Source organism: Alteromonas sp. BZK5 (assembly GCF_014349115.1).
GTDB lineage: Bacteria > Pseudomonadota > Gammaproteobacteria > Enterobacterales > Alteromonadaceae > Alteromonas > Alteromonas macleodii.
In genome coordinates, this window is sequence record NZ_JACSOE010000041.1 from 1 (window position 1) to 20,246 (window position 20,246).

The following is a 20,246-nucleotide window of genomic DNA, read 5'->3' on the forward strand; positions in this document are numbered from 1 at the left end:
CACTTAGCTTCAGAAGAGTCAATTTTGTAGAAAGAACCCGCCATGTCAGTGTGGAAGCGTACGTCATCAAAAAGGAAAAACTCTGGCTCTGGGCCGAAGAAACACGTGTCACCGATGCCAGTTGATTTTAGGAATTCTTCTGCACGACGAGCAACTGAACGTGGGTCACGCTCATAACCTTCCATTGTTGAAGGTTCAACGATGTCACAACGGATATTTACTTGTGTTTCCTCAGCGAAAGGGTCAACTACGCAGCTTGTTGCGTCTGGAAGAAGAACCATGTCTGATTCGTTGATGCCTTTCCAGCCAGCGATTGAAGAACCGTCGAACATTTTACCTTCTTCGAAAAACTCTTCATCAACTAGGCCCGCAGGGATAGATACGTGTTGTTCTTTACCTTTTGTATCGGTAAAACGTAAATCTACAAACTTCGCTTCACTTTCTTTAATCAGCTCTAATGCCTTTTCTACTGACATCGTGTCCTCCAGGTTTAATGTAAAAATGCGGAATGATCAGCTTCACTCCAACAGTGGCAAAAGTGAAAGCGATTATCATGCCATCTATATGTCTACCGATTTCAGTGGCATAGACGGACATCTATCACTTCCGCTTGGATTAAATTGCATCATATTGGTGCAATGTTGCACCAATATGGCGTTTCATGCTCATTTGCACGTCAATCAGCCTAGATTACTTTGTAGCGTATAGCTACCAAATATGATTAATTAGGTGCAACGGGGCTGGTTATTTGTTGAACAAGTGTTTAAAAACCAATAAAACTCGTTTCCATCAAAAAAAGATGCGCAAACGTCGTGGTTTTTCTGTACAATCCGCGCAAATTTTTCTATCTGCATTTTTTTGCAACAAATCTAACGCATACTCCTTTCCACTGAATTGAAGTAGACGTTGATTTACACAGGCTCTATATAAGCATGAATACCACTGATATTAATAAATTGCGTAACATCGCAATCATCGCCCACGTTGACCACGGTAAGACCACCCTGGTAGACAAACTGTTACAGCAGTCTGGCACCCTTGAATCTCGAGGCGAGCAAGAAGAGCGCGTAATGGACTCGAACGACATCGAGAAAGAACGTGGCATTACCATCCTAGCTAAGAACACAGCGATTAACTGGAACGACTACCGTATCAACATCGTAGACACTCCAGGACACGCTGACTTCGGTGGTGAAGTAGAGCGTGTAATGTCGATGGCTGACTCTGTACTTCTACTTGTAGATGCACAAGAAGGCCCGATGCCACAAACCCGTTTCGTTACGCAAAAGGCATTTGCTCAAGGTCTTAAGCCAATTGTTGTTATTAACAAAATCGACAAGCCTGGTGCGCGTCCTGATTGGGTTATGGATCAAGTTTTCGACCTATTCGACAACCTAGGTGCAACTGACGAACAGCTAGATTTCCAAGTTGTTTATGCGTCTGCACTTAACGGTTGGGCATCACTAGATGCAGATACTAAAGAAGACGATATGACGGCATTGTTCCAAACTATCGTTGACCAGGTTTCTCCTCCTGATGCAGATATCGACGGCGCATTCCAAATGCAGATTTCTCAGCTTGACTACAACTCATACGTGGGTGTAATAGGCGTAGGTCGTGTTAAGCGTGGTTCTGTTAAGCCAAACCAACAAGTAACGGTTGTTACTGCAGATGGCAAAAAGCGCAACGGCAAAGTTGGCTTAGTTTACGGCTACCTTGGCCTTGCTCGTCACGAAGTTGAATCTGCTCACGCGGGCGACATCATTGCAATCACAGGTCTTGGCGAACTTAAGATCTCTGACACCATTTGTGACATCAACACTGTAGAAGCACTTCCTCCACTTACGGTTGACGAGCCTACAGTAACCATGACGTTCCAGGTAAACACCTCGCCGTTTGCAGGTAAAGAAGGTAAGTATGTAACGTCACGCAACATTCTAGAGCGTCTTAAAGACGAACTAGTACACAACGTTGCACTGCGCGTTGAAGAAATGCCTGATCCGGACAAGTTCCGTGTATCTGGTCGTGGTGAACTTCACCTAGGTATTCTTATCGAAAACATGCGTCGTGAAGGTTACGAGCTTGCAGTGTCACGTCCAGAAGTAATTCTGAAAGAAGTTGACGGCGCAACGCAAGAACCATACGAAACCTTGACTATTGACTGTGAAGAACAGCACCAGGGTTCAATCATGGAACAGCTTGGTCTGCGAAAAGCAGAAATGACTGACATGTCTCCAGATGGTAAAGGTCGTGTACGTATCGACTTTATCATTCCAAGCCGTGGCCTAATTGGTTTCCAAACAGAGTTCATGACGTTAACGTCGGGTTCTGGCTTGCTATATCACACGTTCGATCACTATGGTCCGTACAAAGGCGGTATCATTGGTAAGCGTAAGAATGGTGTACTGATCGCTAATGCAAACGGTAAAGCACTAACTAACGCCCTGTTTAACCTTCAAGAACGCGGTCGCTTATTCATCGGTCACGGTGTTGAAGTGTACGAAGGTATGGTTATCGGTATTCACAGCCGTGACAACGACCTTACTGTAAACGCCCTTAAAGGTAAGCAGCTTACTAACGTTCGTGCATCGGGAACTGATGAAGCGCAAACACTTGTTCCGCCTATCAGAATGTCACTTGAGCAAGCGCTTGAGTTCATCGATGACGACGAACTAGTAGAAGTAACGCCTGAATCTATCCGTATTCGTAAGAAGCTTCTTACAGAAAACGAGCGTAAGCGTGCATCACGTGCACCTAAGTCTTAATAGCTTCTAAGACTTACATTGATTTTGAAAATGCCAGCGTCAGCTGGCATTTTTTTTCCATTTTGCCGATGAGTTTAGCCTGCAATCTTTCAAATCGTGTCTCAACTTACACCCCGTCACTTCCCATCAATAAAGCTGCTTTCTAGCATTATCTCTAAAACGTTAGAAAAGGTTTAAATATCGACCAAAGGTTAGTGGTCAAAAGCGTTCAGAGACTCTATGCTTGAAAACTCCAGTCCGCATAGGTCAATACCCAGCGAGCATTAATCTATGCGGATTGGTACAATAGGCAGACGCCTTAACACGTGAGCTAAGTCGTTGTAATATTTACGGCTAATGACCTAACAAAAAGGGGAAGGGTAGTGTTTTCTGTAGCAGTAGTTGAAGATGACCCCATCACGCTTGACCTTATCACTGACGCGTTGGAAACGCAGTTAGACGCTACCGTGTATCCATTTACACGTAGTAAATTTGCAAGGGATTTTTTGCTGCAACAAACCGCGGAATCTATCAGCTTGATCATCAGTGACCAGGTAATGCCGGATTATGATGGACTAAGTCTTCTAAAAACCTGCCAGTCTTCGGGTTTGAACGTTCCATTTTTACTCATTACTGCCGACCCTAACAAAGAGTTAGTGATAGAAGCGCGTAAACTTCAGGTTACCGGTTTTCTTGCTAAGCCACTCAATATGGAAGAGCTAGTTCAAAAATCGAGAGAGGCGGTGTCGCAGGCCAACTAAGCCTGTAGGTTGTTTTTCATTTTATGTATCGCACGGTGAAGGTGTGCATGCGGGCCAAAAATCTACTTCGTGGTTAACGGTGGCAACGTAAAACAGATTAGGACAGCAAAGCGCAATTTACCTTTGGCTTTAACGTGTTAATTTATCTCTATTAAAGTACATTTCGATATAGAAAATTCGGGTTAATTCATCTCACGCCCCTAGTTTATGAGGCGCTAAAATTCTACACTGTTGGCATAAGTTTTTATGCAACAGGATGTAATGTGAGCGCCTTATTCGATAATACCCCTCCCAGAAAAGACACGTTTTCGTTTAAATGGCAAAAGTACAAAGGGAAAGACATCATTCCTGCGTGGGTTGCCGATACTGAGTTTCGTTGCGCGCAGCCAATTCTAGACGCCATTTCGGGTCAGGTTGAGCATGGCAACATGGGTTACATACTGCCTGCACATCACGAAGGCGCTATTCAGGCTGTAGTGAGATGGCTTAAAGATAAGCATAATTGGGAAATTCAACCCGAGTGGCTAGTGTGGACACCAGGCGTTGTGCCAGCGTTTAACGTAGCGTGTAAAGCCTATTGTGAACCCGGTGATAAAGTACTTATTCAAACACCTAATTATCCGCCTCTACTGGCTGCCCCAAAACTAAATGGTCTCGAACGGGTAGATATAGGCACGGTAGTGCAAAATGACGACGGCACAAGTTCTGAAACTATCTCAAGTGTTGAAGGTGCGCGCTATACGTTAGATTTTGAAGCATTAGAAAGAGAAGCGGCTGATCCTAAATGTAAGCTGTTTATTCTTTGTAACCCAATGAACCCGGTAGGTTCGGTGCTTACTAAAGCTGAATTAGATCGCATTGCTGAGATCTGTAACGCGAACAACGTTAAGCTATGTTCTGATGAAATTCACTGCGACCTTATTCTAGAAGAAGGCAAGCAGCACATACCGGCGGGCCGCGAGTCCAACCTTGCTGAAAATAGCGTTACGCTAATGGCTGCCAGTAAAACATTTAATATTGCTGGTTTGGGAACGTCTTTTGCCATCATCCCTAATCGCCAACTGCGTCAGGCATTTACCAACGCCGCAGCGGGCATCGTACCTTGGGTTACTGTATTGGGCTTAGCGGCTACAGAGGCAGCATTCACTCAATGTGACGAGTGGCATCAGCAGCAACTCACCTACTTGCGTGAAAACAGAGATATGGTGTTTAACACAGTAAACAACATTGACGGGCTTAAAATGCTCAAAGCCGATGCGACGTTCCTTGCGTGGGTAGACGCCAGTGGACTAGGTGTAGAGAACGTCCAGCAGTGGGCCGAAGAAAAAGGCGTAGGCCCGTCACCAGGCATCGATTTTCACAAGGCGGATCATTTCAGAATTAACTTTGGCTGCAGCAAAGCGATGCTCCAGGATATTCTGCAACGCCTCGCCAGCTAAAAATTGGGGGCAGAGTCTGAGGGATCCCCTCGAATTTAACTTCATGTGCCTGCGGCCCAGGCGGCGTCAACTGTGGAGCTGTACCATTTGAGTGCAGCTTTCCACTGTCGCATAGTAAATCGTATTCGGCAAGCGACAGCCCTGAGTCCAAGGTAATGGAATGACAGTACTTTTCTGGTTTCTGTATTGGCTTGGAAGCGCCGATGTCTATTCGATGAGACGAGTACCATACCCAGTAATATAGCAACGACATGTTTCGATAAGCGTCGGTGAGGCGCCAGTGATGTCGCTAATAGCCACGGGTCTGTTGCTCCTAGCGCCCTAACTTCTCTGCCCCCATTTTTGAAGCTAGCTAAATACGCCGATTAGTTTATACAGGCCTAAACCAATCACAGTACCCACTACTAGAAAGCCTGCCAGGTTACTTTTCCATGTGTTTCTAAATTCACCCAGTGCGGTGCTTTTATTCATAACGACCAATAGAAATATGGCAATAATTGGCAGTAAAAGAGCATTAGTCGCTTGAGCAAACAAAATGGCGGGTAAGGGCTTAAAGCCAAGTGCTGCAACGCTAACACCCACTACAATGATGATAAACCATACCGCCTTAAAGCTCTTGCTTTGCATATCGTCAGAAAGTCCAAGCGCTCCTGTTACCGCATAAGCGGCAGCTAGCGGCGCAGTGATAGCACTGGTTAAGCCTGCGGCGAATAACCCTAGTGCAAAGAACCACTGAGCTTTGTCACCTAAAACCGGTTTAAGCTGTTCGCCCATGTTCGAAGCGTCCATAGTGGCCGCTTGATTGAAGAACGCCATCATTGCTGTTGCCATTACGATAAGCGTAATAAGCCCACCCATACTAATAGCTCTAGCAGACTGGTTTCGGCACGCGACGACCGCTTCTTGTTTATCTTGGCCTTTCGATGATTTTGCAACTAGGCTAGCGTGAAGAAACAAGTTATAAGGCACGATGGTGGTACCAATAAGCGCCAGCACCGTGGTAATGGCGTCAGCGTCTAGTCGCGGAGACATTAACTGACTAAACATCGCGGCGATATCAGGTTTGGCTACCAACAGCGTGATAAGAAATACGCCAGCCATAATAAAGACGAGATAAACCAGTACTGTCTCTATCCACTTGTAGCTGCCAGACCAGAGTAAAACTATAGCAATCGTGCCCAAAATACTGGCCCAGGGGCAAATGCCTATACTGATAAATGCGTCTAGCCCGATTGCAGCGCCGGTTAGGTTGCCCGACTCATAGGCTGCGTTGCCAATGCCGATAGCACTGACAATAAGCACGATAAAAAGATTCTTTAGCCATGGCTTGTAAGCCATATTTTTCATTGCACTGGCTAGGCCTTGGCCGCTGGCCACACCTAAACGCGCAGCCATGTCTTGCAATACTATGGTTGCGAATATGGAGAAAAGGAGCGCCCATACAAGGTGAAAGCCAAAGTTTGCACCTGCCAGGCTTGCCGTAGTTACTGTTCCAGGGCCAATAAAGGCGGCCGCGATGATGTATCCTGATTTATCTTTTGCCATTGCAACGACTCTTAGTTAAGTTTTGCTATCATGACAATAGGTAGGCGAGCACGCAACAGTACCGCTAAACCAATACAGTAACAGATTGGTTTTAAACCTATTGTCGCGTACCCAGTGTAGAAGTTTGTTGTTTACTCTCTAACTTATTTCCCATTATTTTGGGTAGATATAAGGTTACAAAACATGCCCTCTACAAAGTGGCCGCGCAGACTACCGTTTCATAAAAGAGAACGCAAATTAAAATAGGATGGTAATGGTGAAAGATGGGTTTCCAATAAACACAATCAGCGATATTGTTTCGCTTCCCAGTTTCGAAAATGTGCTTCCGGATGCTTATTACGTAGATGGAATGATCTTTGCCGTTGCCTCCGCACCAGAAATTCCCATGCCCGAACAGTGGATGCCGTGGCTCATACAGTCTAGTGACAGCCACCTTGTAGACAAAGATGTAGATAAGCTTGCTGATACATTAATGAATGGCCTGCGGGCGCATTTGGATTTTATGCGTCAGGAAAAGTCGCCCATGCCTAGTGAATTAACCGTTGCGATAGAGGAGCAAGGAACGACGAGGCCTTCAAAAGAGCTCGAAAGCTGGCTAAATGGGCTTTTACACGTGCACAAGCAATTAGAACCTGTGTGGCAAAATGCGTGGAACCATTGGGAAAAGCATTTAGAAAAAAATAAGGCGAACAAGAAAGACTGTGACGATAACGAGCCTGAGAAAACAGAACCTGCAGAAGCTCGTTTGTCTCGATGTTTAAAGCTTTTCTCAACGCTTGCTAATATTGAATTAGCCTTGTCTTACAGAAACGACAAGCAAGCTGCTCAGCTTGAAAGTAATATAAACTTGCTTGCTAAACAGCTTCCTTCGGTGCTGGCAGATTACACTAAGTTGTCAGGGGAGCTAGCAGGCGCCTTACCCAATCAATTTGAAACCTTTAACAAAGTAACCTAGGGCAAATTTGATAACTGGGAGCTGTAGGAGAAGCAAAAAACAAAAAAACGCTAATTCAAAATTAGCGCTGTCTTTGTTGTTGATGCCGTTGATTCAACGTGTGTTTAAGCGAAGCGGTATAGCTGTCTAGTTCAAGTTTCGCCTTTTCGTATTGCTCGTTAAGAAGCCGTGAAGCAGGCTCCCTCATAAGCGCCTTAAAGGTAATGTCTGTCTGTTTGAGCAAATACTTGAGGTGTTGATTACTGTCATCCATGTATAGCATTCCGATAAAAACAATTTGTTAAACCCGAGAAACAGCAGGTTCTGGGCGACTATGTGCAATGCTTACAACACTCTCAACAACAAGCTTAAAATTACTTCTTACACTACACAGCAGTACTGGTTCCTTGAGTACTGACTTTTCAATAACTTTGTACGTGCGCCTTTACTATTTAGTTTGGCTTACACTTTTATAAAGGTTTTACCACAGCCAAGCAAACGATGGCGAGAATGATAAGCACCGGCGCTTCATTTAAAAAGCGATAAAAGCGCGGAGAGTGTCTATTTTCGTCGCGTGCAAATTGCTTCATTAACTTAAACAAATAGAAGTGATAGCCGTAAATAGCAAGAAGCAGCAGCAACTTTATATGAAGCCACCCCGACATTTTAAACCAAGTTCCACCATAGCTTACAATAAGCGCAACGCCGAATGCCAGAGTTAACAAGGCGAATGGAGTAACAAAGAACCACAGGCGGCGCTCCATGACCTTAAATTCGTCTTTTACCACTTGAGATTTCGTTGTCGCGTGATAAACGAAAAGTCGCGGTAAATAGAAAAGTCCTGCCATCCAAGCCAGCATGAAAAAGATGTGCAGCGCTTTAAACCATAAAATGTACATACTAATAATGAGCCTTTTGTAAGAAGCTTTGTAAAATATTCCACGTTACTACGCCAATAATATCGTTTAGCTCCTGATCGTAAATATAAACTGCGCCAGAGCGCGAGTTTTTAAGGTGTTCGTATACTTCGTGCAGTGTAGATTGCGCGCTAATACCTTCCATTTCGTAATAGTTTAACGCTGTTGCATCGTGTTCCAAACTCACATTGTATTGGACCAGCTTATACTGCACATCTATTTCAAATTTTAACTTCTGAATGACAATTTTTGTTGGATCGCTTTCTAAGTAGTTAATTAACGCTTGCTCTGGCGCATCGTGAAATAGCTTGTACTCAGTATTCATCGCTGCAAGTACGCCCGTTTTCTCAAGTGCTTCACGAATAGACGAGATAGCGTAAGGGAGATTTTGATAATCAAGCTGGCGTATGAAAATAGAGCGGTTGCCAAAGAACTGTGTAGAAGTCACGTAAGCAGGCACAATTACCAACATGGCTGGTAGAATAATTTGTGGGCTGTACGATAGCTCCATAACCGCGGAAAGCGCTGCAAGAGGCGCGTGTAATACAGCGGTCAACATGCCTGCTATACCTAACAGGGCGAAGCTGTTGGTAAATTCGGGAACGTCAATAAAGTACGACAGTGGCAATAAAAGTACGGCGCCAGCGAGCATGCCAATAACCATCACAGGGCCAATGATTCCTCCTGGAATACCGAGGCCAATAGCAAATACCGCCAAGATAACTTTAAACACTAAAGTAGAAACCAACAGCAGCGCGCCGGGGGAGCTATCAAATAAGTGCTCAACATCGATAAAGTTAGCGCCAAGGGCTTCAGGTATAAACATACCAATGGTACCGGTAATTAGCGCAGCAAGTATTAAACGCCACACCATGGAAACCGGCCTGAACCACGTCATCACCCGCATAAGCTGGCTATTGAATAAAACGGCCAGCATGCCTAACAGAATGCCTAGCAGCACCAAGTAAAAATACATCCACTGGCTAAATGCATTAAACGATAAAAACGAAAGCTCGTTTACTTCCCCAAATACAATACGAGTGAGCACCGAGCCACAGGCAGCAGCCAGCATGACAGGAACAAAAATATGTATTTTGTATTCTCTAAGTACCACTTCCATCACGAATATTACGGCAGCAAACGGTGTGTTGAATGATGCCGAGATCCCGGCCGCAATGCCGCACCCTGCAAGTATTCGAATACTGTTGTAAGGCAAGCGAAGCCATTGCCCTAAGAAACTACTGCCTGACGCGCCTAAATGAACGGAAGGGCCTTCTCGACCAACAACGAAACCGCCGGCCAGGGCTAGCATGCCCCCAAAGAACTGGTTAATGGTGGTTCTAAATGGAATATGACCGTAATAGTACTTCACTCGATGAATAACAAAGGGAATACCTAAACGGTAGTGCTTGAAGCCCGTAAGAAAGGCGATAAATAGAATTAATCCTACACTGGTAATTGGCATGATAAGCCAAACCAACCAGTCATAGGTAAGCACCGACTTAAGCGACGAAACGCCTGTTTCTTGTAGCCATTCTACGCACAGCCGAAACAGTATGATGATAAGCGCCGCGCAGGTTCCCCCTACAATGCCCAGCATGCACAACTGAATGGATGTGCGTGGATGAGCTACTTCCTCTCTTAAAGCCTGCAAGCGCATGTTGTGGTACAGTAGATTAACGTAAAAAGAAGCTTACCATAAACACCTAAAATTCATAATGTTTAGAGCGCCTTAGCGCACGGTGTTTTTTGTTGATGTAGATATCATGACGACAGATCAGTTAAAAGAAGTTTTAGGCAACTACAAGTGGACACTGTTAGTGGCGCTTATTATGTTTGCCATGGTTGGGTTCGGCTATAAGCTAGCGCGAATTATTGACGAAGGCGACAGCAAGAAAGTACAGGCTCAGAAAGAAACTATTGCTATTTTGTCTGAAGAAAACCATGCGCTTACTATCAAAGTGAATCAGCTGGAAGTCGCCATGGAGCTTGCCACGCTCGAGACGGAGAGCATTACCAATACATTAGGCGAACAGAAAAAAGAAATTGAGGCGCAACAAGAACTATTGAGTTTCTATGAACGCGTCGTGGCGCCTGAGAAAACCGACGAAGGTTTTGCCATTGAAGGGGTAGAGATTTTTAAGTTGAGTGACAATACCTATCAACTTAGGTTGGTTCTGCTGCAGTCTAAACAGCAAAAAGCAGTAATAAATGGCAGTTTAGATATTGCCGTAGTCGGTCAGCGAAACGGTGAAGCGATCACGTTGAAATCGGGCGAATCGAGCCTGCTGGCAGAAGATATCAAATACCGCTTTCGCTTTTTCCAAGCCGTGAACGCAACTCTCACTATCGAGGAAGATATAAACCCCGAATCCATTAGTTTTTCTACAACGGTCTATCAATACAAAACCCGTAAAGGCAACTATGAGATAAGCGTGCCGTGGAATGAAGCGCTTTCTGTCGAAATAGAGTAATCGCTGTGGGACAGCGCTACCCAATCCGTTAATTCAACCTTTTAACGCATAGAAAGCTTTATTCAAACAAATACCAGTAGCCATAACCCACAAGAAACGCAGGAATAGCAGAGTACACTGTGGCAATAAGCGCTGCTTTGGGTGAGAGCGCAATGGCGGGAAACAACGCGTCGCCGTCATTACTTATTGCATTGCCAAGTTGTGCTGAAAATGGAACTGCGCCATTAAGGTATAAGCTGGTTACCAATATCTGCGGACCGCAGCCAGGTAAGAACCCGATGATGATCGCCAAGCCAACTAAGCCGGGACCCATTGATTGAAGCAGCCCTGCTATGTCTAGCCCAAACCAGACAACAGACAGCTCAAACATAAGAAAAGCGAGCACTACCCATGCCAATACAAACTGGGTGTCTAATGCGGCTTTCTCTTGCCATTTAGGCGGAGGCGGAATTAAATCCTCTTTCGTAATCGAAGCGTATCCGCTTCCCGAACCACACAAAGACCATAGTCCAAGGCTCGAAATACATAACGCGGCACCAATCAGCGTTAGTGTACTTTCACTGATAGCGAGGTAACTGTGTACGGGAAGTTGAAAGGCCAAACCAAGCGCAATCGCCAACGAGGGTAAGCTCGCAATCATCCAGAATACTTTAGAAAGTGATATGGCTTTGTGGTTTACTGTTTTGGGTTTATCACAGTTTTGCGATTGTTGGAGCGCACCATCGGCTTCAGGAGCCTGGTAATTATGAAATTTATTGACCACTAGCCCCGTCATTGCACCCACCGTGACGCTGACGGCCATTACGGTTAAGGCATCTAACGGTGCTTGGGCGAGTAACAGAAATGCGGCATCGCCCATAGTGCTGGTTAGCACTGCTACCACAGCTCCAAAGCTTGTCACACCTCGTGTGTACTGAGTGACAACGATAATAGCACCGCCGCAGCCTGGCAGAGCACCAAGTAGGGCAGATAATCCTACCTCATGTACAGGGTGCGCTTTCATATAATTACCAATGGCTTCGGCCGAAACGCGTAACGTGGCGACGTAATAAAGCGCAAGCGATGCATATACAAACGCTGCCACTTGAAAAAATGCATCTGACAACACCGATAAGGTAACCGCACGGGTGCTGTTATAAGTAAGAAGAATGGCTATAAACAGCGGCATCAACAGCCGCTTATTGGTTAAGTGAGGAAAAAAAACGTTTCTTAATAGGGCGCTAGTAAAAGAAGGTAAGTACTTATACCGGACCATCGCCTTAGCGCTTTTTGATGTGTGAGACGCCGTATCCATTACAACTACACCCTCGACCTACTGTTATCCTTGTTTAAGGCGTGCCTAGTTAAGCACGCCTAGTTTTCGCAACGCCTTAGCTCGAAAGCGTAACTGTGCCTTTCATGATGCCGATGTGACCAGGGAACGAGCAGAAAAACATGTATTCTACATCTTTGCTTAACCCTTCAACAGAAAAGGTCGTAGAAGTCTGTTCACCGCCGCCAATAATGTCAGTCGCGCCAATTACACGCTCATCGTCTGGCTTAACGTAATTGTTGTCTAAACCCGCACTCATACCGTCTGTTGCCACTGCTTGTCCGTTGGCTTTTGTTGTCATCACCCAGTTATGGCCCATGGCTTGTTTAGGTAACTGACCTGTGTGCTTCAAAGTCACGGTAAACTCGCTACAACTCGCCGGGATAACAACGTTCGACGTATTGAATTGCATGGCGTCGTTTGATTCCACAGTCACTTCGCATTCGTTAGCAAATGCACCAGAGGCCATAAGAAAAAGGGCTGTGCCACCAAGTAACTTCTTGATCATAAATAATGTCCTTTGAATTTTGGTTAACTTCACCTATCGGTGGAATTGGAAGATTCAATTTTCTTTACGAAAAAGAATAGCACTGGATCATTGTAAATGCTAACGATTATCATTTATATTGATTGGTATATAAAGAAAGCGCTTTTATGTACATCGAGCTTTTTTGTTTTTTCACGCACAAGGGATGCACATGTCTTCGATACGAAATGCAGTTCAACACGTTCGATTTGGATACAACGACAATGAGCTGAACTCAACGCTTTTAAGAAACTATCTCGATGGCGTAACTTTCGTTGCCAACTTATTGCCAAGTGATAGAGACAAATTTTCTATCTATAAAAATGCGGTAGAGGTGCTTTATGAAACTCTGTGCGATCCGCAGGTCAGTCAGCAATGGCGGCATAGTTGTTTAGAGCATTTGTACAAGCCGTTACTTAAAGCTGAGCGCTACGCGTGTAACGAGAGTGATCGAATTGCGCTTGCGAGAATAAAAATAGACATGAACACCAGAGAGCCTGTTGATCTTTGATGTACAGCAAAGATCTGCAAGCGCTAGTGCACCATTTTTTATAATTCACTTACTAGGGCCTAGTTTTCTAATGCCACTAGCCCTAATAGGATTCTGATAAAAGCGTGGCAACCACGCCGAAAAACTAGCTATATCAACACAAGGATACGAGTCATGACAGCAACACGCACAGAACGCGACAGTATGGGCGAGCTACAGGTCCCCGAAAATGCACTCTACGGCGCGCAAACTCAGCGTGCCATTCAAAACTTCCCTGTAAGCGGGCAGCGCATGCCGGAAGCCTTCGTACGCGCGTTGATTACAGTAAAAAAGGCCGCAGCACAAGCCAACATGAAACTCAAAGTGCTGGATAAAGATCGCGGTCAAGCGATAGTTAAAGCCTGTGATGAGCTGTTGGCACTTGATGATGTGATGCAGCATTTTCCCGTTGATATATTTCAGACTGGTTCAGGCACCAGCACAAACATGAACGCCAACGAGGTCATTGCTCGCTTAGCCTCTCGGTATTCTAGCGAAGAGGTTCATCCGAATGATCATGTAAATTACGGGCAAAGTTCAAATGATGTGATCCCTACCACCATTCATGTTAGCGCGGCTATTGCATTGTCAAACGAGCTTATACCGGCCGTTGAAAGTTTAGTTCATACTATTGAAGTTAAAGCAAAGTCGGTAGCGCAATACTGTAAAACCGGACGCACTCATCTCATGGATGCGATGCCTGTAGGCATGGATCAAAGCTTACTGGCTTGGGCTTCTCAGCTTAAGCAGCAGATTAAAACCCTGCGCGCTGTGCAGCCAGCTATTCAAACCCTTGCCCAAGGAGGCACTGCGGTGGGAACAGGTGTAAACGCCCATGCGGATTTTGCTACGACATTTTCAGATGCGCTAGGTGAGCTGACCGACATTGCGTTTAAGCCCGCTGACAATTTCTTTGCATTGATTGGCTCTCAAGACACAGCAGTGACGCTTTCCGGTGCGACAAAAAGTTTAGCCGTCACCCTTATGAAAATTGCTAATGACTTGCGCTGGATGAATTCTGGGCCTTTGGCTGGTTTAGGTGAGATTGCGCTGCCTGCGCTACAGCCAGGTTCATCGATTATGCCCGGCAAGGTAAATCCGGTCATTCCAGAGGCAGTGGCGATGGCTTCAGCACAGGTGATAGGTAACGATACGGCGATTACTGTAGGTGGGCAGTCTGGGAATTTTGAGTTAAATGTAATGCTACCAATGATTGCCAGCAATTTGCTTTCAAGTCTGTCGCTAATGACCAACAGTGCGACGCTAATCGGCGAGCAGGCGATCGAGGGCTTTACTGTAAATCAAGATAACATTGAAGCTGCGCTTTACAGAAACCCCGTGCTCGTCACCGCGCTCAACCCTGTTATTGGCTATGCTAAAGCCGCAGAAATAGCAAAAACAGCCTACAAAGAAAACAAGCCTGTTATTGATGTGGCTGAAGCGATGACAGATATCCCTAGAGGCGAGCTAGAATCACTACTAGACCCGAAAAAACTTACCACACCTTAAGCGCTGTGAGAAAACGAAGATGATAAAAAGTGCGATCTGTGATCGCACTTTTTTTGTGGTGAAAGAGACGTTTGTATACAAACAGGGCGCACTAAAAACTCGCATGATTCACGCTTGATTAAAAACTGCTCTACGATTGGCACGTTCTTGGCTTGTTCTAGGGTTATTATCGGGGTAAAACGTGTTTTAACCGGTATACAGTTGCTGTATGCGAACGGGATTTTTGATACAGTGACGCAATAAATAAATTGTATAGCTGCGTAAGACAGCAACAGACACTAGCGCTAATAGGTTTTGCTTATTGTCATGGCTAATTGCTATGAGGAAAGTGACGCCTTTTCGGGAAGAAAAAATGACAGAAACTTGCTTTCGCATGAAGGGCACTACGCTCACCAGTATTGTGTTAGAAGTAATAGATTTTGAGCCAGACAATTTTGAAGCTCAGTTATCTCAGAAGGTCGCGAGCGCGCCGCAATTCTTTACCCGTTCCTCACTGATTTTACATTTGATAAAGCCTTTATCTGCTACAGAGTTCGAGCTGCTGGTGGCGCTATGTCGTCGACTGCAATTGCAGCCTATGGCTGTGAAAGGTGAGGTGGCAGAGCTGAAGCCTACCATCAATGATTTGGGGTTAGCCGATGTAAGCCAAAGCAAATTTACAGACAGCGCCCTTCGTTCGCACAAAGCGAATGGTAGTGAAAACAATAACGGAAGCGGCGAAAACCCGTCTCAAATCGCACAACAAGATCAAACCGTTTCAGCGCCGCCAAAAAGTGAACCGGCTCCTGCAGCCGCAACCACGCTCAAACCTGCCAAAGTAATTAACCGTCCGGTACGTTCTGGTCAGCAAGTCTATGCCGAAGGCGGAGACTTGGTGGTAACGGCTTCTGTAAGCGAGGGAGCTGAGCTGCTTGCCGATGGTAATATTCATGTTTACGGCACCCTGCGCGGCCGCGCGTTGGCAGGCGTAAAAGGCAATACGGGAGCCCGTGTATTTTGCCAGTCGTTAGACGCGGAACTTATTTCAATTGCAGGGCAATTCATTATGCACGAAACCGTAAAAGGTGAATGCTGGAAGAAACCTGCACAAGTATATTTAGAAGAAGAAACATTACGTATAGAGCCGTTGGCTTAATGCTTTGTACGCACTAATAGGAAAGAATAGATGGCAAAGATTATCGTAGTAACCTCAGGAAAAGGTGGTGTAGGCAAAACTACATCGAGTGCAGCAATAAGTACGGGACTTGCGTTAGCAGGCCATAAAACGGTAGTGATAGACTTCGATGTGGGCTTGCGAAACCTTGACCTTATCATGGGATGTGAACGCCGCGTTGTTTACGATTTTGTAAACGTCATTAATAAAGAAGCCTCACTTAAACAGGCGCTAATTAAAGACAAAAGAACGGAAAACCTTTTCATTCTTCCGGCATCACAAACTCGCGATAAAGACGCGCTTACCGTTGATGGTGTGCAGGCCGTATTAGACGAGCTTAAGAAAGACTTTGAGTTTATTATCTGCGATTCGCCAGCGGGGATTGAGCAAGGCGCACAGATGGCGTTGTATTTCGCTGATGAAGCCATTGTGGTTACTAACCCTGAAGTGTCGTCTGTTCGGGATTCAGATCGTATTTTGGGTATTCTCCAAAGTAAATCGATGCGCGCAGAAAAGGGCGAACCGGTTAAAGAACACCTTTTATTAACCCGTTACAACCCAAGTCGTGTTGAAAGTGCTGAAATGCTTAGCGTTGCAGACGTTGAAGAAATTTTGGCGATTCCACTATTGGGTGTTATTCCAGAATCTGAATCGGTGCTTAAAGCATCTAACCAAGGTCAGCCGGTTATTCTTGACGAAGAAGCTAATGCAGGACAAGCTTATGCTGACGCTGTAAAACGTCTGCTAGGCGAAACTGTTCCACATCGTTTCCTAGAAGCAGAGAAGAAAGGGTTCTTTAAGCGTCTGCTAGGAGGGAAGTAATGGGAATTTTCGACCTGCTCAAAAAGAAGCAAAAGCCAAGCACCGCAGCGGTCGCCAAAGAGCGGTTACAAATTATTGTTGCGCACGAACGTAAAAAGCGGACAGAGCCTGATTACTTGCCAATGATGCAGCAGGAAATTGTTCAGGTAATTCGCAAATACGTGACAATTGCTGACGATCAAGTATCAGTACAGCTAGACAATAACGATGATTGCAGCGTACTTGAACTGAACGTGACTTTGCCAGACAGCAATAATTAAGACTTAATCGCTTAATTAGTTATGGCTGCCTGTCAGCGTTCTTTCACCTTAGTCGCTCATTAGAGCTTCATCGACATCTAGTTGCTTGGAGGCCAGCGCGATTAAACGCTCATCAAGTGGAGGCGGAGAGATATCTACGCCTTCACTGAGTTTGGCGATAACGGCGTCAAGTACGTTAACCCTTGCTTGCCACTTAAACTCCCCGTTAATTACATGCCATGGCGCATAACGCGTGTGGGTGTGCTTGAACATGTCATTTGTAGCTTCTACGTAGGCGTTTCGCATCTTACGGTTATGCAAGTCTTCCTCGGTTAACTTCCAGCGCTTGAAAGGATTGTGCAGCCGCTCTTCAAATCGCTCGCGCTGCTCGCTTGACGAAATATGCATAAAGAGTTTGATAATACGAACCCCGCTGTCACTGAGCGTTTTCTCAAATGCGTTTATTTCTTCATAACCGCGCTGCCATACCTCTTCATCAACCAACTTATCTACTCTTTCTACAAGCACTCTTCCGTAGTGTGAGCGGTCAAATATTTTAAGTGTGCCAGGAGAGGGGATCTGTTGCCAAAAGCGATAGAGAAAGTGTTTGTCTTGGTCTTCTTTTGCGGGCTTTGCCACAGGAAATACACTCACGCCACGAGGGTCTAATTTCTCAGTAATACGCCTTATAGCGCCGCCTTTTCCTGACGCATCCCATCCTTCAAACACAATAAGTGCTCGTTTTTTCTGATGAAAGTAAGATTGCTGAACGTGAAAGAGTTTTTCTTGCTGTTGTACTAACGCGTCTTTGTATTCTTCTTTGCTCGTAAAGCGAGACTGTCCGAAATCGTCAAACAGCACTGGGGTAGAAGAAGGTAATTGGGAGTTGTCGGTTGTACTCATATGCCGCCCCTTTATTCGTGTATCGTCATTATTTTAGATACGTTGATCACACTGCTATTTTCTATCTGCTAGTGTTAACTAGTTTACTTAACTTTTCTATCTCAACGTGTCACTTAACAGAAACGCCGTTAATGTGCAGTAACTTGAATCGTTAAGTTTTGCCCCAATAATTGCTAACTATCCGCAAGTATTAGATAATTGCGACCAAGCACAAAGTGCGAAAGCACGAGGTTAATGTAGAGGTGGGTATGTCTGTAGAAACGGCGTTGCCAATTGAGTTTTCAGACGCTGCAGCAGCGAAAGTGAAAGCCCTTGTTTCAGAAGAAGAAAATCCTGATTTGAAATTACGTGTATACGTAACAGGTGGTGGTTGTTCTGGCTTCCAATATGGTTTCACGTTTGATGAGAAGGTGAACGAAGGCGATATGACCATTGAAAAAGACAGCGTAACTATGGTTGTCGACCCGATGAGCTTACAATACTTGGTCGGTGGCATTGTCGATTATGTAGATGGTCTGGAAGGTTCACGGTTTTTAGTTCAAAACCCAAATGCCACGACGACTTGTGGCTGTGGTGCAAGCTTTAGCGTTTAAGGGCTTGAGCTAAGCGCTACTACGCTTTTTAAGCATTGAACGCTCAGCTTTGAGCGCTTGATGTTAATACGATAGGCATACATCGCATCATTTTGTATGCCTGTCGGTTGTCTTGTTCTCAACACTTCCTTTTATTTTCAAATTCCGGCTACACTAATTTCATAGAACGACTACGGTTTAGGACAGCGTTTATGAAATTATATGGCTCAACTACTTCTCCCTACGTGCGCCGCATTCGCATCGTACTTGCGTCTACAGAACATAAATTTCTGAATTTTCAAATTTTTTCAAGTGAAGATCGCGAGTTGCTCGCCTCTCGCAACCCGACGCTTAAAGTGCCTTGTCTTGAAGATGACGGCCAAATGATTTTCGACTCTCGCATTATTTATAGCTACCTTGCCGATAAGCTTGATCACGAAGGGTTAAGTTGGGAAGAAGAGAATCAACTAACGCTGATTGATGCAGCTAACGACTCCTTTGTTCAGCTTATGCTGCTGAAACGTTCAGACTTTGATATTAGCGAAGACAAAATGTATTACCGTCTTCAAAACGAGCGAATTGAAGCTGTGTTAGATGCGCTGTCAAACCAGCTTGATGCGGGGGGATTTAGTGGTTGGACTTATCCCGAAATCTGTTTGTACAGTATGATTGACTGGGTACTTTTCCGTGAGCTACACAGCATGAAGGATTATCCTCAGCTGTTATCGTTTCATGAAAAGCACCATGATCGCATTGAGATAACGGCAACTGACCCTAGAATTTAAGCGTCAGCGTAACCCGCTACAGACAGGCTGTATTTTAGCCTTGAATGGATGACGAGAAGGGCTATTTAAACGCTAATAGCCCTTTGTAAAATCAAACTGGTAATTAAGCGATTCACCGTTGATGTAACGCAGCGCATTTTCTAAAAACACGTCAGCTACGTCGTTTGGCTGTGATTCCGCGGCAGTGTGAGCGGTTACTGAAATACGAGGGTGTTGCCAAAACAAATGAGCTGGGTCTAGGGGCTCGTTACGAAAGACGTCCAATACTGCATGGGCCAATGCGCCGTTGTCTAAAGCTTGCAAGAGCGCATCGTCGTCAACCGCACTGCCTCGCCCTGCGTTAATAAATACACTGTGGGGTTTCAGCGCACTAAAAAATTCGTGAGAAAGCATGTTTTGCGTAGATGGCGTGTCGGGCATTAAATTCACCACGTGGTCACATGCTCTGGCAAACGCTTCAATAGTGTCGGGTGTATAAACAGCATCGGCACCTTCCACTGCTTGCCCGCTTCGGGTAAAACCCACAACGCTCATACCCAATGCGTGAGCAACGGGGATCAATGCTTGCCCAATACCGCCCAGTCCAGCAATGCCAAGTGTTTGTCCATTTAGCGGCATTCGCTTTGATGCTTCCCAAATTGGCTGAGCGGCACGCTGGTTTTGCTCAAAAGCCTTTACGTTTCTGGCATGCCCAAGCAAGTAAGCAAAAACATATTCCCGCATTAGCTTACCAAAAATTCCCTTTAGTCCGGTAAGTATGTAGTTCTTCTTATCGGCATTTAGAAGTGGAGCATTGCCTGCCCAGGTAGACTGACACCAGGTGAGTGCTGAACATGTATCAATAATTCGAGACGCAAGGTCGGGGTCTGCAAGCAGTACCGTAACGGTTTCTGAATTTACATCTTCAGGGCATTGAGCAATTTTTTTAAGCGTTAATAGCGGGAGACCATCAGCGCCTATGAAGTCGTTATTATCTGCTATTCTTTGGCGAATCGCTTCGGCAATATCATTCGCCTCATCGCTCAAAATAGTCAGTTCAATCCTCTTTGAACTCCTTGCTGTCATTTGCTTAACACTCCTAA

General features: G+C 45.2%; 21 protein-coding genes. 12 read left to right on the forward strand and 9 right to left on the reverse strand.

The features are described from left to right. Positions 1-476 (reverse strand): glutamine synthetase beta-grasp domain-containing protein (locus BIZ39_RS12630; RefSeq protein ID WP_187447137.1); only part of this gene is annotated, 476 nt, incomplete at its 3' end. A gap of 456 nt (positions 477-932) precedes the next feature. Between BIZ39_RS12630 and typA the strand changes: the two genes are divergently transcribed. The 3 genes from typA to BIZ39_RS12645 all read left to right on the forward strand — a co-directional run bounded on the left by typA (position 933) and on the right by BIZ39_RS12645 (position 4,944). After that, complete coding sequence (gene typA / locus BIZ39_RS12635; protein WP_014950587.1) at positions 933-2,765, forward strand: translational GTPase TypA; 1,833 nt, start codon at positions 933-935, stop codon at positions 2,763-2,765. Positions 2,766-3,127: 362 nt separating this feature from the next. Further along, a complete protein-coding gene (locus tag BIZ39_RS12640) occupies positions 3,128-3,505 on the forward strand; it encodes a response regulator (RefSeq protein WP_187447138.1) in 378 nt (125 codons plus the stop codon). A 263-nt stretch (positions 3,506-3,768) separates the two neighbouring features. Continuing rightward, on the forward strand, positions 3,769-4,944 hold the full coding sequence (locus tag BIZ39_RS12645; RefSeq protein ID WP_187447139.1) for a MalY/PatB family protein: 1,176 nt from the start codon (positions 3,769-3,771) through the stop codon (positions 4,942-4,944). 348 nt (positions 4,945-5,292) lie between these two features. Here the strand turns inward: BIZ39_RS12645 and BIZ39_RS12650 are convergent, their stop codons facing one another. Then, positions 5,293-6,489 (reverse strand): Nramp family divalent metal transporter, encoded by a 1,197-nt coding sequence (locus BIZ39_RS12650; protein WP_187447140.1) that lies wholly within the window; start codon positions 6,487-6,489, stop codon positions 5,293-5,295. 253 nt (positions 6,490-6,742) lie between these two features. Here BIZ39_RS12650 and BIZ39_RS12655 point away from each other — a divergent pair, with 253 nt between their 5' ends. Next, positions 6,743-7,444 carry a UPF0149 family protein gene (locus tag BIZ39_RS12655; RefSeq protein ID WP_187447141.1) on the forward strand — a complete coding sequence of 234 codons (702 nt, stop codon included), beginning with the start codon at positions 6,743-6,745 and terminating at the stop codon, positions 7,442-7,444. Positions 7,445-7,505: 61 nt separating this feature from the next. Here BIZ39_RS12655 and BIZ39_RS12660 read toward each other — a convergent pair whose 3' ends face one another. The 3 genes from BIZ39_RS12660 to BIZ39_RS12670 all read right to left on the reverse strand — a co-directional run bounded on the left by BIZ39_RS12660 (position 7,506) and on the right by BIZ39_RS12670 (position 10,000). Beyond that, positions 7,506-7,697: a hypothetical protein gene (locus tag BIZ39_RS12660; RefSeq protein ID WP_187447142.1), complete on the reverse strand. Its 192-nt coding sequence runs from the start codon at positions 7,695-7,697 to the stop codon at positions 7,506-7,508. 196 nt (positions 7,698-7,893) lie between these two features. Next, on the reverse strand, positions 7,894-8,322 hold the full coding sequence (locus BIZ39_RS12665) for a CopD family protein (protein ID WP_014950581.1): 429 nt from the start codon (positions 8,320-8,322) through the stop codon (positions 7,894-7,896). 1 nt (position 8,323) lies between these two features. Continuing rightward, a complete protein-coding gene (locus BIZ39_RS12670; protein WP_168462819.1) occupies positions 8,324-10,000 on the reverse strand; it encodes a chloride channel protein in 1,677 nt (558 codons plus the stop codon). Positions 10,001-10,106: 106 nt separating this feature from the next. On the opposite strand from BIZ39_RS12670, the gene BIZ39_RS12675 reads away from it, so the two are divergent. Then, a complete protein-coding gene (locus BIZ39_RS12675) occupies positions 10,107-10,814 on the forward strand; it encodes a DUF6776 family protein (protein WP_187447143.1) in 708 nt (235 codons plus the stop codon). A 58-nt stretch (positions 10,815-10,872) separates the two neighbouring features. Here the strand turns inward: BIZ39_RS12675 and BIZ39_RS12680 are convergent, their stop codons facing one another. Both BIZ39_RS12680 and azu read right to left on the reverse strand, forming a co-directional pair. Beyond that, a complete protein-coding gene (locus BIZ39_RS12680; RefSeq protein WP_187447144.1) occupies positions 10,873-12,108 on the reverse strand; it encodes a putative manganese transporter in 1,236 nt (411 codons plus the stop codon). Between the two features lie 76 nt (positions 12,109-12,184). Then, positions 12,185-12,634, reverse strand: a complete 450-nt coding sequence (gene azu / locus BIZ39_RS12685) for an azurin (protein WP_187447145.1) — start codon at positions 12,632-12,634, stop codon at positions 12,185-12,187. A gap of 190 nt (positions 12,635-12,824) precedes the next feature. Between azu and BIZ39_RS12690 the strand changes: the two genes are divergently transcribed. The 5 genes from BIZ39_RS12690 (at position 12,825) to minE (ending at position 16,925) form a co-directional block, all read left to right on the forward strand. Continuing rightward, positions 12,825-13,163 (forward strand): hypothetical protein, encoded by a 339-nt coding sequence (locus BIZ39_RS12690; protein WP_014980170.1) that lies wholly within the window; start codon positions 12,825-12,827, stop codon positions 13,161-13,163. A gap of 153 nt (positions 13,164-13,316) precedes the next feature. Beyond that, positions 13,317-14,690, forward strand: a complete 1,374-nt coding sequence (locus BIZ39_RS12695) for a class II fumarate hydratase (protein WP_187447146.1) — start codon at positions 13,317-13,319, stop codon at positions 14,688-14,690. 352 nt (positions 14,691-15,042) lie between these two features. Beyond that, entirely contained in the window at positions 15,043-15,825 is a 783-nt protein-coding gene (gene minC / locus BIZ39_RS12700) for a septum site-determining protein MinC (RefSeq protein ID WP_187447147.1), read from the forward strand. A gap of 30 nt (positions 15,826-15,855) precedes the next feature. Continuing rightward, a complete protein-coding gene (gene minD, locus BIZ39_RS12705; RefSeq protein ID WP_014977272.1) occupies positions 15,856-16,665 on the forward strand; it encodes a septum site-determining protein MinD in 810 nt (269 codons plus the stop codon). Then, on the forward strand, positions 16,665-16,925 hold the full coding sequence (gene minE, locus BIZ39_RS12710; RefSeq protein ID WP_110288172.1) for a cell division topological specificity factor MinE: 261 nt from the start codon (positions 16,665-16,667) through the stop codon (positions 16,923-16,925). The genes minD and minE overlap by 1 nt, the downstream gene beginning before the upstream one ends. A gap of 48 nt (positions 16,926-16,973) precedes the next feature. On the opposite strand, the gene BIZ39_RS12715 is transcribed toward minE, so the two are convergent. After that, positions 16,974-17,807, reverse strand: coding sequence for a polyphosphate kinase 2 family protein (locus BIZ39_RS12715; protein WP_110288173.1), 834 nt, complete (start codon positions 17,805-17,807; stop codon positions 16,974-16,976). A gap of 248 nt (positions 17,808-18,055) precedes the next feature. Here BIZ39_RS12715 and erpA point away from each other — a divergent pair, with 248 nt between their 5' ends. Continuing rightward, positions 18,056-18,400 carry an iron-sulfur cluster insertion protein ErpA gene (erpA, locus tag BIZ39_RS12720; protein WP_014950570.1) on the forward strand — a complete coding sequence of 115 codons (345 nt, stop codon included), beginning with the start codon at positions 18,056-18,058 and terminating at the stop codon, positions 18,398-18,400. A gap of 191 nt (positions 18,401-18,591) precedes the next feature. Then, the gene (locus BIZ39_RS12725) at positions 18,592-19,164 is read left to right on the forward strand and encodes a glutathione S-transferase family protein (RefSeq protein WP_187447148.1); all 573 of its coding nucleotides are present in this window, start codon (positions 18,592-18,594) and stop codon (positions 19,162-19,164) included. 72 nt (positions 19,165-19,236) lie between these two features. Here the strand turns inward: BIZ39_RS12725 and BIZ39_RS12730 are convergent, their stop codons facing one another. Further along, positions 19,237-20,229 carry a D-2-hydroxyacid dehydrogenase gene (locus BIZ39_RS12730; protein WP_187447149.1) on the reverse strand — a complete coding sequence of 331 codons (993 nt, stop codon included), beginning with the start codon at positions 20,227-20,229 and terminating at the stop codon, positions 19,237-19,239. Between the last annotated feature and the right edge of the window lie 17 nt (positions 20,230-20,246).

Bases quoted from the DNA above. Each gene is read 5' to 3' on its own strand.
- BIZ39_RS12655 (WP_187447141.1), top strand. From the start codon at position 6,743: ATGGTGAAAGATGGGTTTCCAATAAACACAATCAGCGATATTGTTTCG.
- BIZ39_RS12660 (WP_187447142.1), bottom strand. From the start codon at position 7,697: ATGGATGACAGTAATCAACACCTCAAGTATTTGCTCAAACAGACAGAC.
- BIZ39_RS12680 (WP_187447144.1), bottom strand. From the start codon at position 12,108: ATGGATACGGCGTCTCACACATCAAAAAGCGCTAAGGCGATGGTCCGG.
- erpA (WP_014950570.1), top strand. From the start codon at position 18,056: ATGTCTGTAGAAACGGCGTTGCCAATTGAGTTTTCAGACGCTGCAGCA.
- BIZ39_RS12690 (WP_014980170.1), top strand. From the start codon at position 12,825: ATGTCTTCGATACGAAATGCAGTTCAACACGTTCGATTTGGATACAAC.
- azu (WP_187447145.1), bottom strand. From the start codon at position 12,634: ATGATCAAGAAGTTACTTGGTGGCACAGCCCTTTTTCTTATGGCCTCT.
- minC (WP_187447147.1), top strand. From the start codon at position 15,043: ATGACAGAAACTTGCTTTCGCATGAAGGGCACTACGCTCACCAGTATT.
- BIZ39_RS12675 (WP_187447143.1), top strand. From the start codon at position 10,107: ATGACGACAGATCAGTTAAAAGAAGTTTTAGGCAACTACAAGTGGACA.
- BIZ39_RS12670 (WP_168462819.1), bottom strand. From the start codon at position 10,000: ATGCGCTTGCAGGCTTTAAGAGAGGAAGTAGCTCATCCACGCACATCC.
- minE (WP_110288172.1), top strand. From the start codon at position 16,665: ATGGGAATTTTCGACCTGCTCAAAAAGAAGCAAAAGCCAAGCACCGCA.
- minD (WP_014977272.1), top strand. From the start codon at position 15,856: ATGGCAAAGATTATCGTAGTAACCTCAGGAAAAGGTGGTGTAGGCAAA.
- BIZ39_RS12715 (WP_110288173.1), bottom strand. From the start codon at position 17,807: ATGAGTACAACCGACAACTCCCAATTACCTTCTTCTACCCCAGTGCTG.
- BIZ39_RS12650 (WP_187447140.1), bottom strand. From the start codon at position 6,489: ATGGCAAAAGATAAATCAGGATACATCATCGCGGCCGCCTTTATTGGC.
- BIZ39_RS12725 (WP_187447148.1), top strand. From the start codon at position 18,592: ATGAAATTATATGGCTCAACTACTTCTCCCTACGTGCGCCGCATTCGC.
- BIZ39_RS12730 (WP_187447149.1), bottom strand. From the start codon at position 20,229: ATGACAGCAAGGAGTTCAAAGAGGATTGAACTGACTATTTTGAGCGAT.
- typA (WP_014950587.1), top strand. From the start codon at position 933: ATGAATACCACTGATATTAATAAATTGCGTAACATCGCAATCATCGCC.
- BIZ39_RS12665 (WP_014950581.1), bottom strand. From the start codon at position 8,322: ATGTACATTTTATGGTTTAAAGCGCTGCACATCTTTTTCATGCTGGCT.
- BIZ39_RS12695 (WP_187447146.1), top strand. From the start codon at position 13,317: ATGACAGCAACACGCACAGAACGCGACAGTATGGGCGAGCTACAGGTC.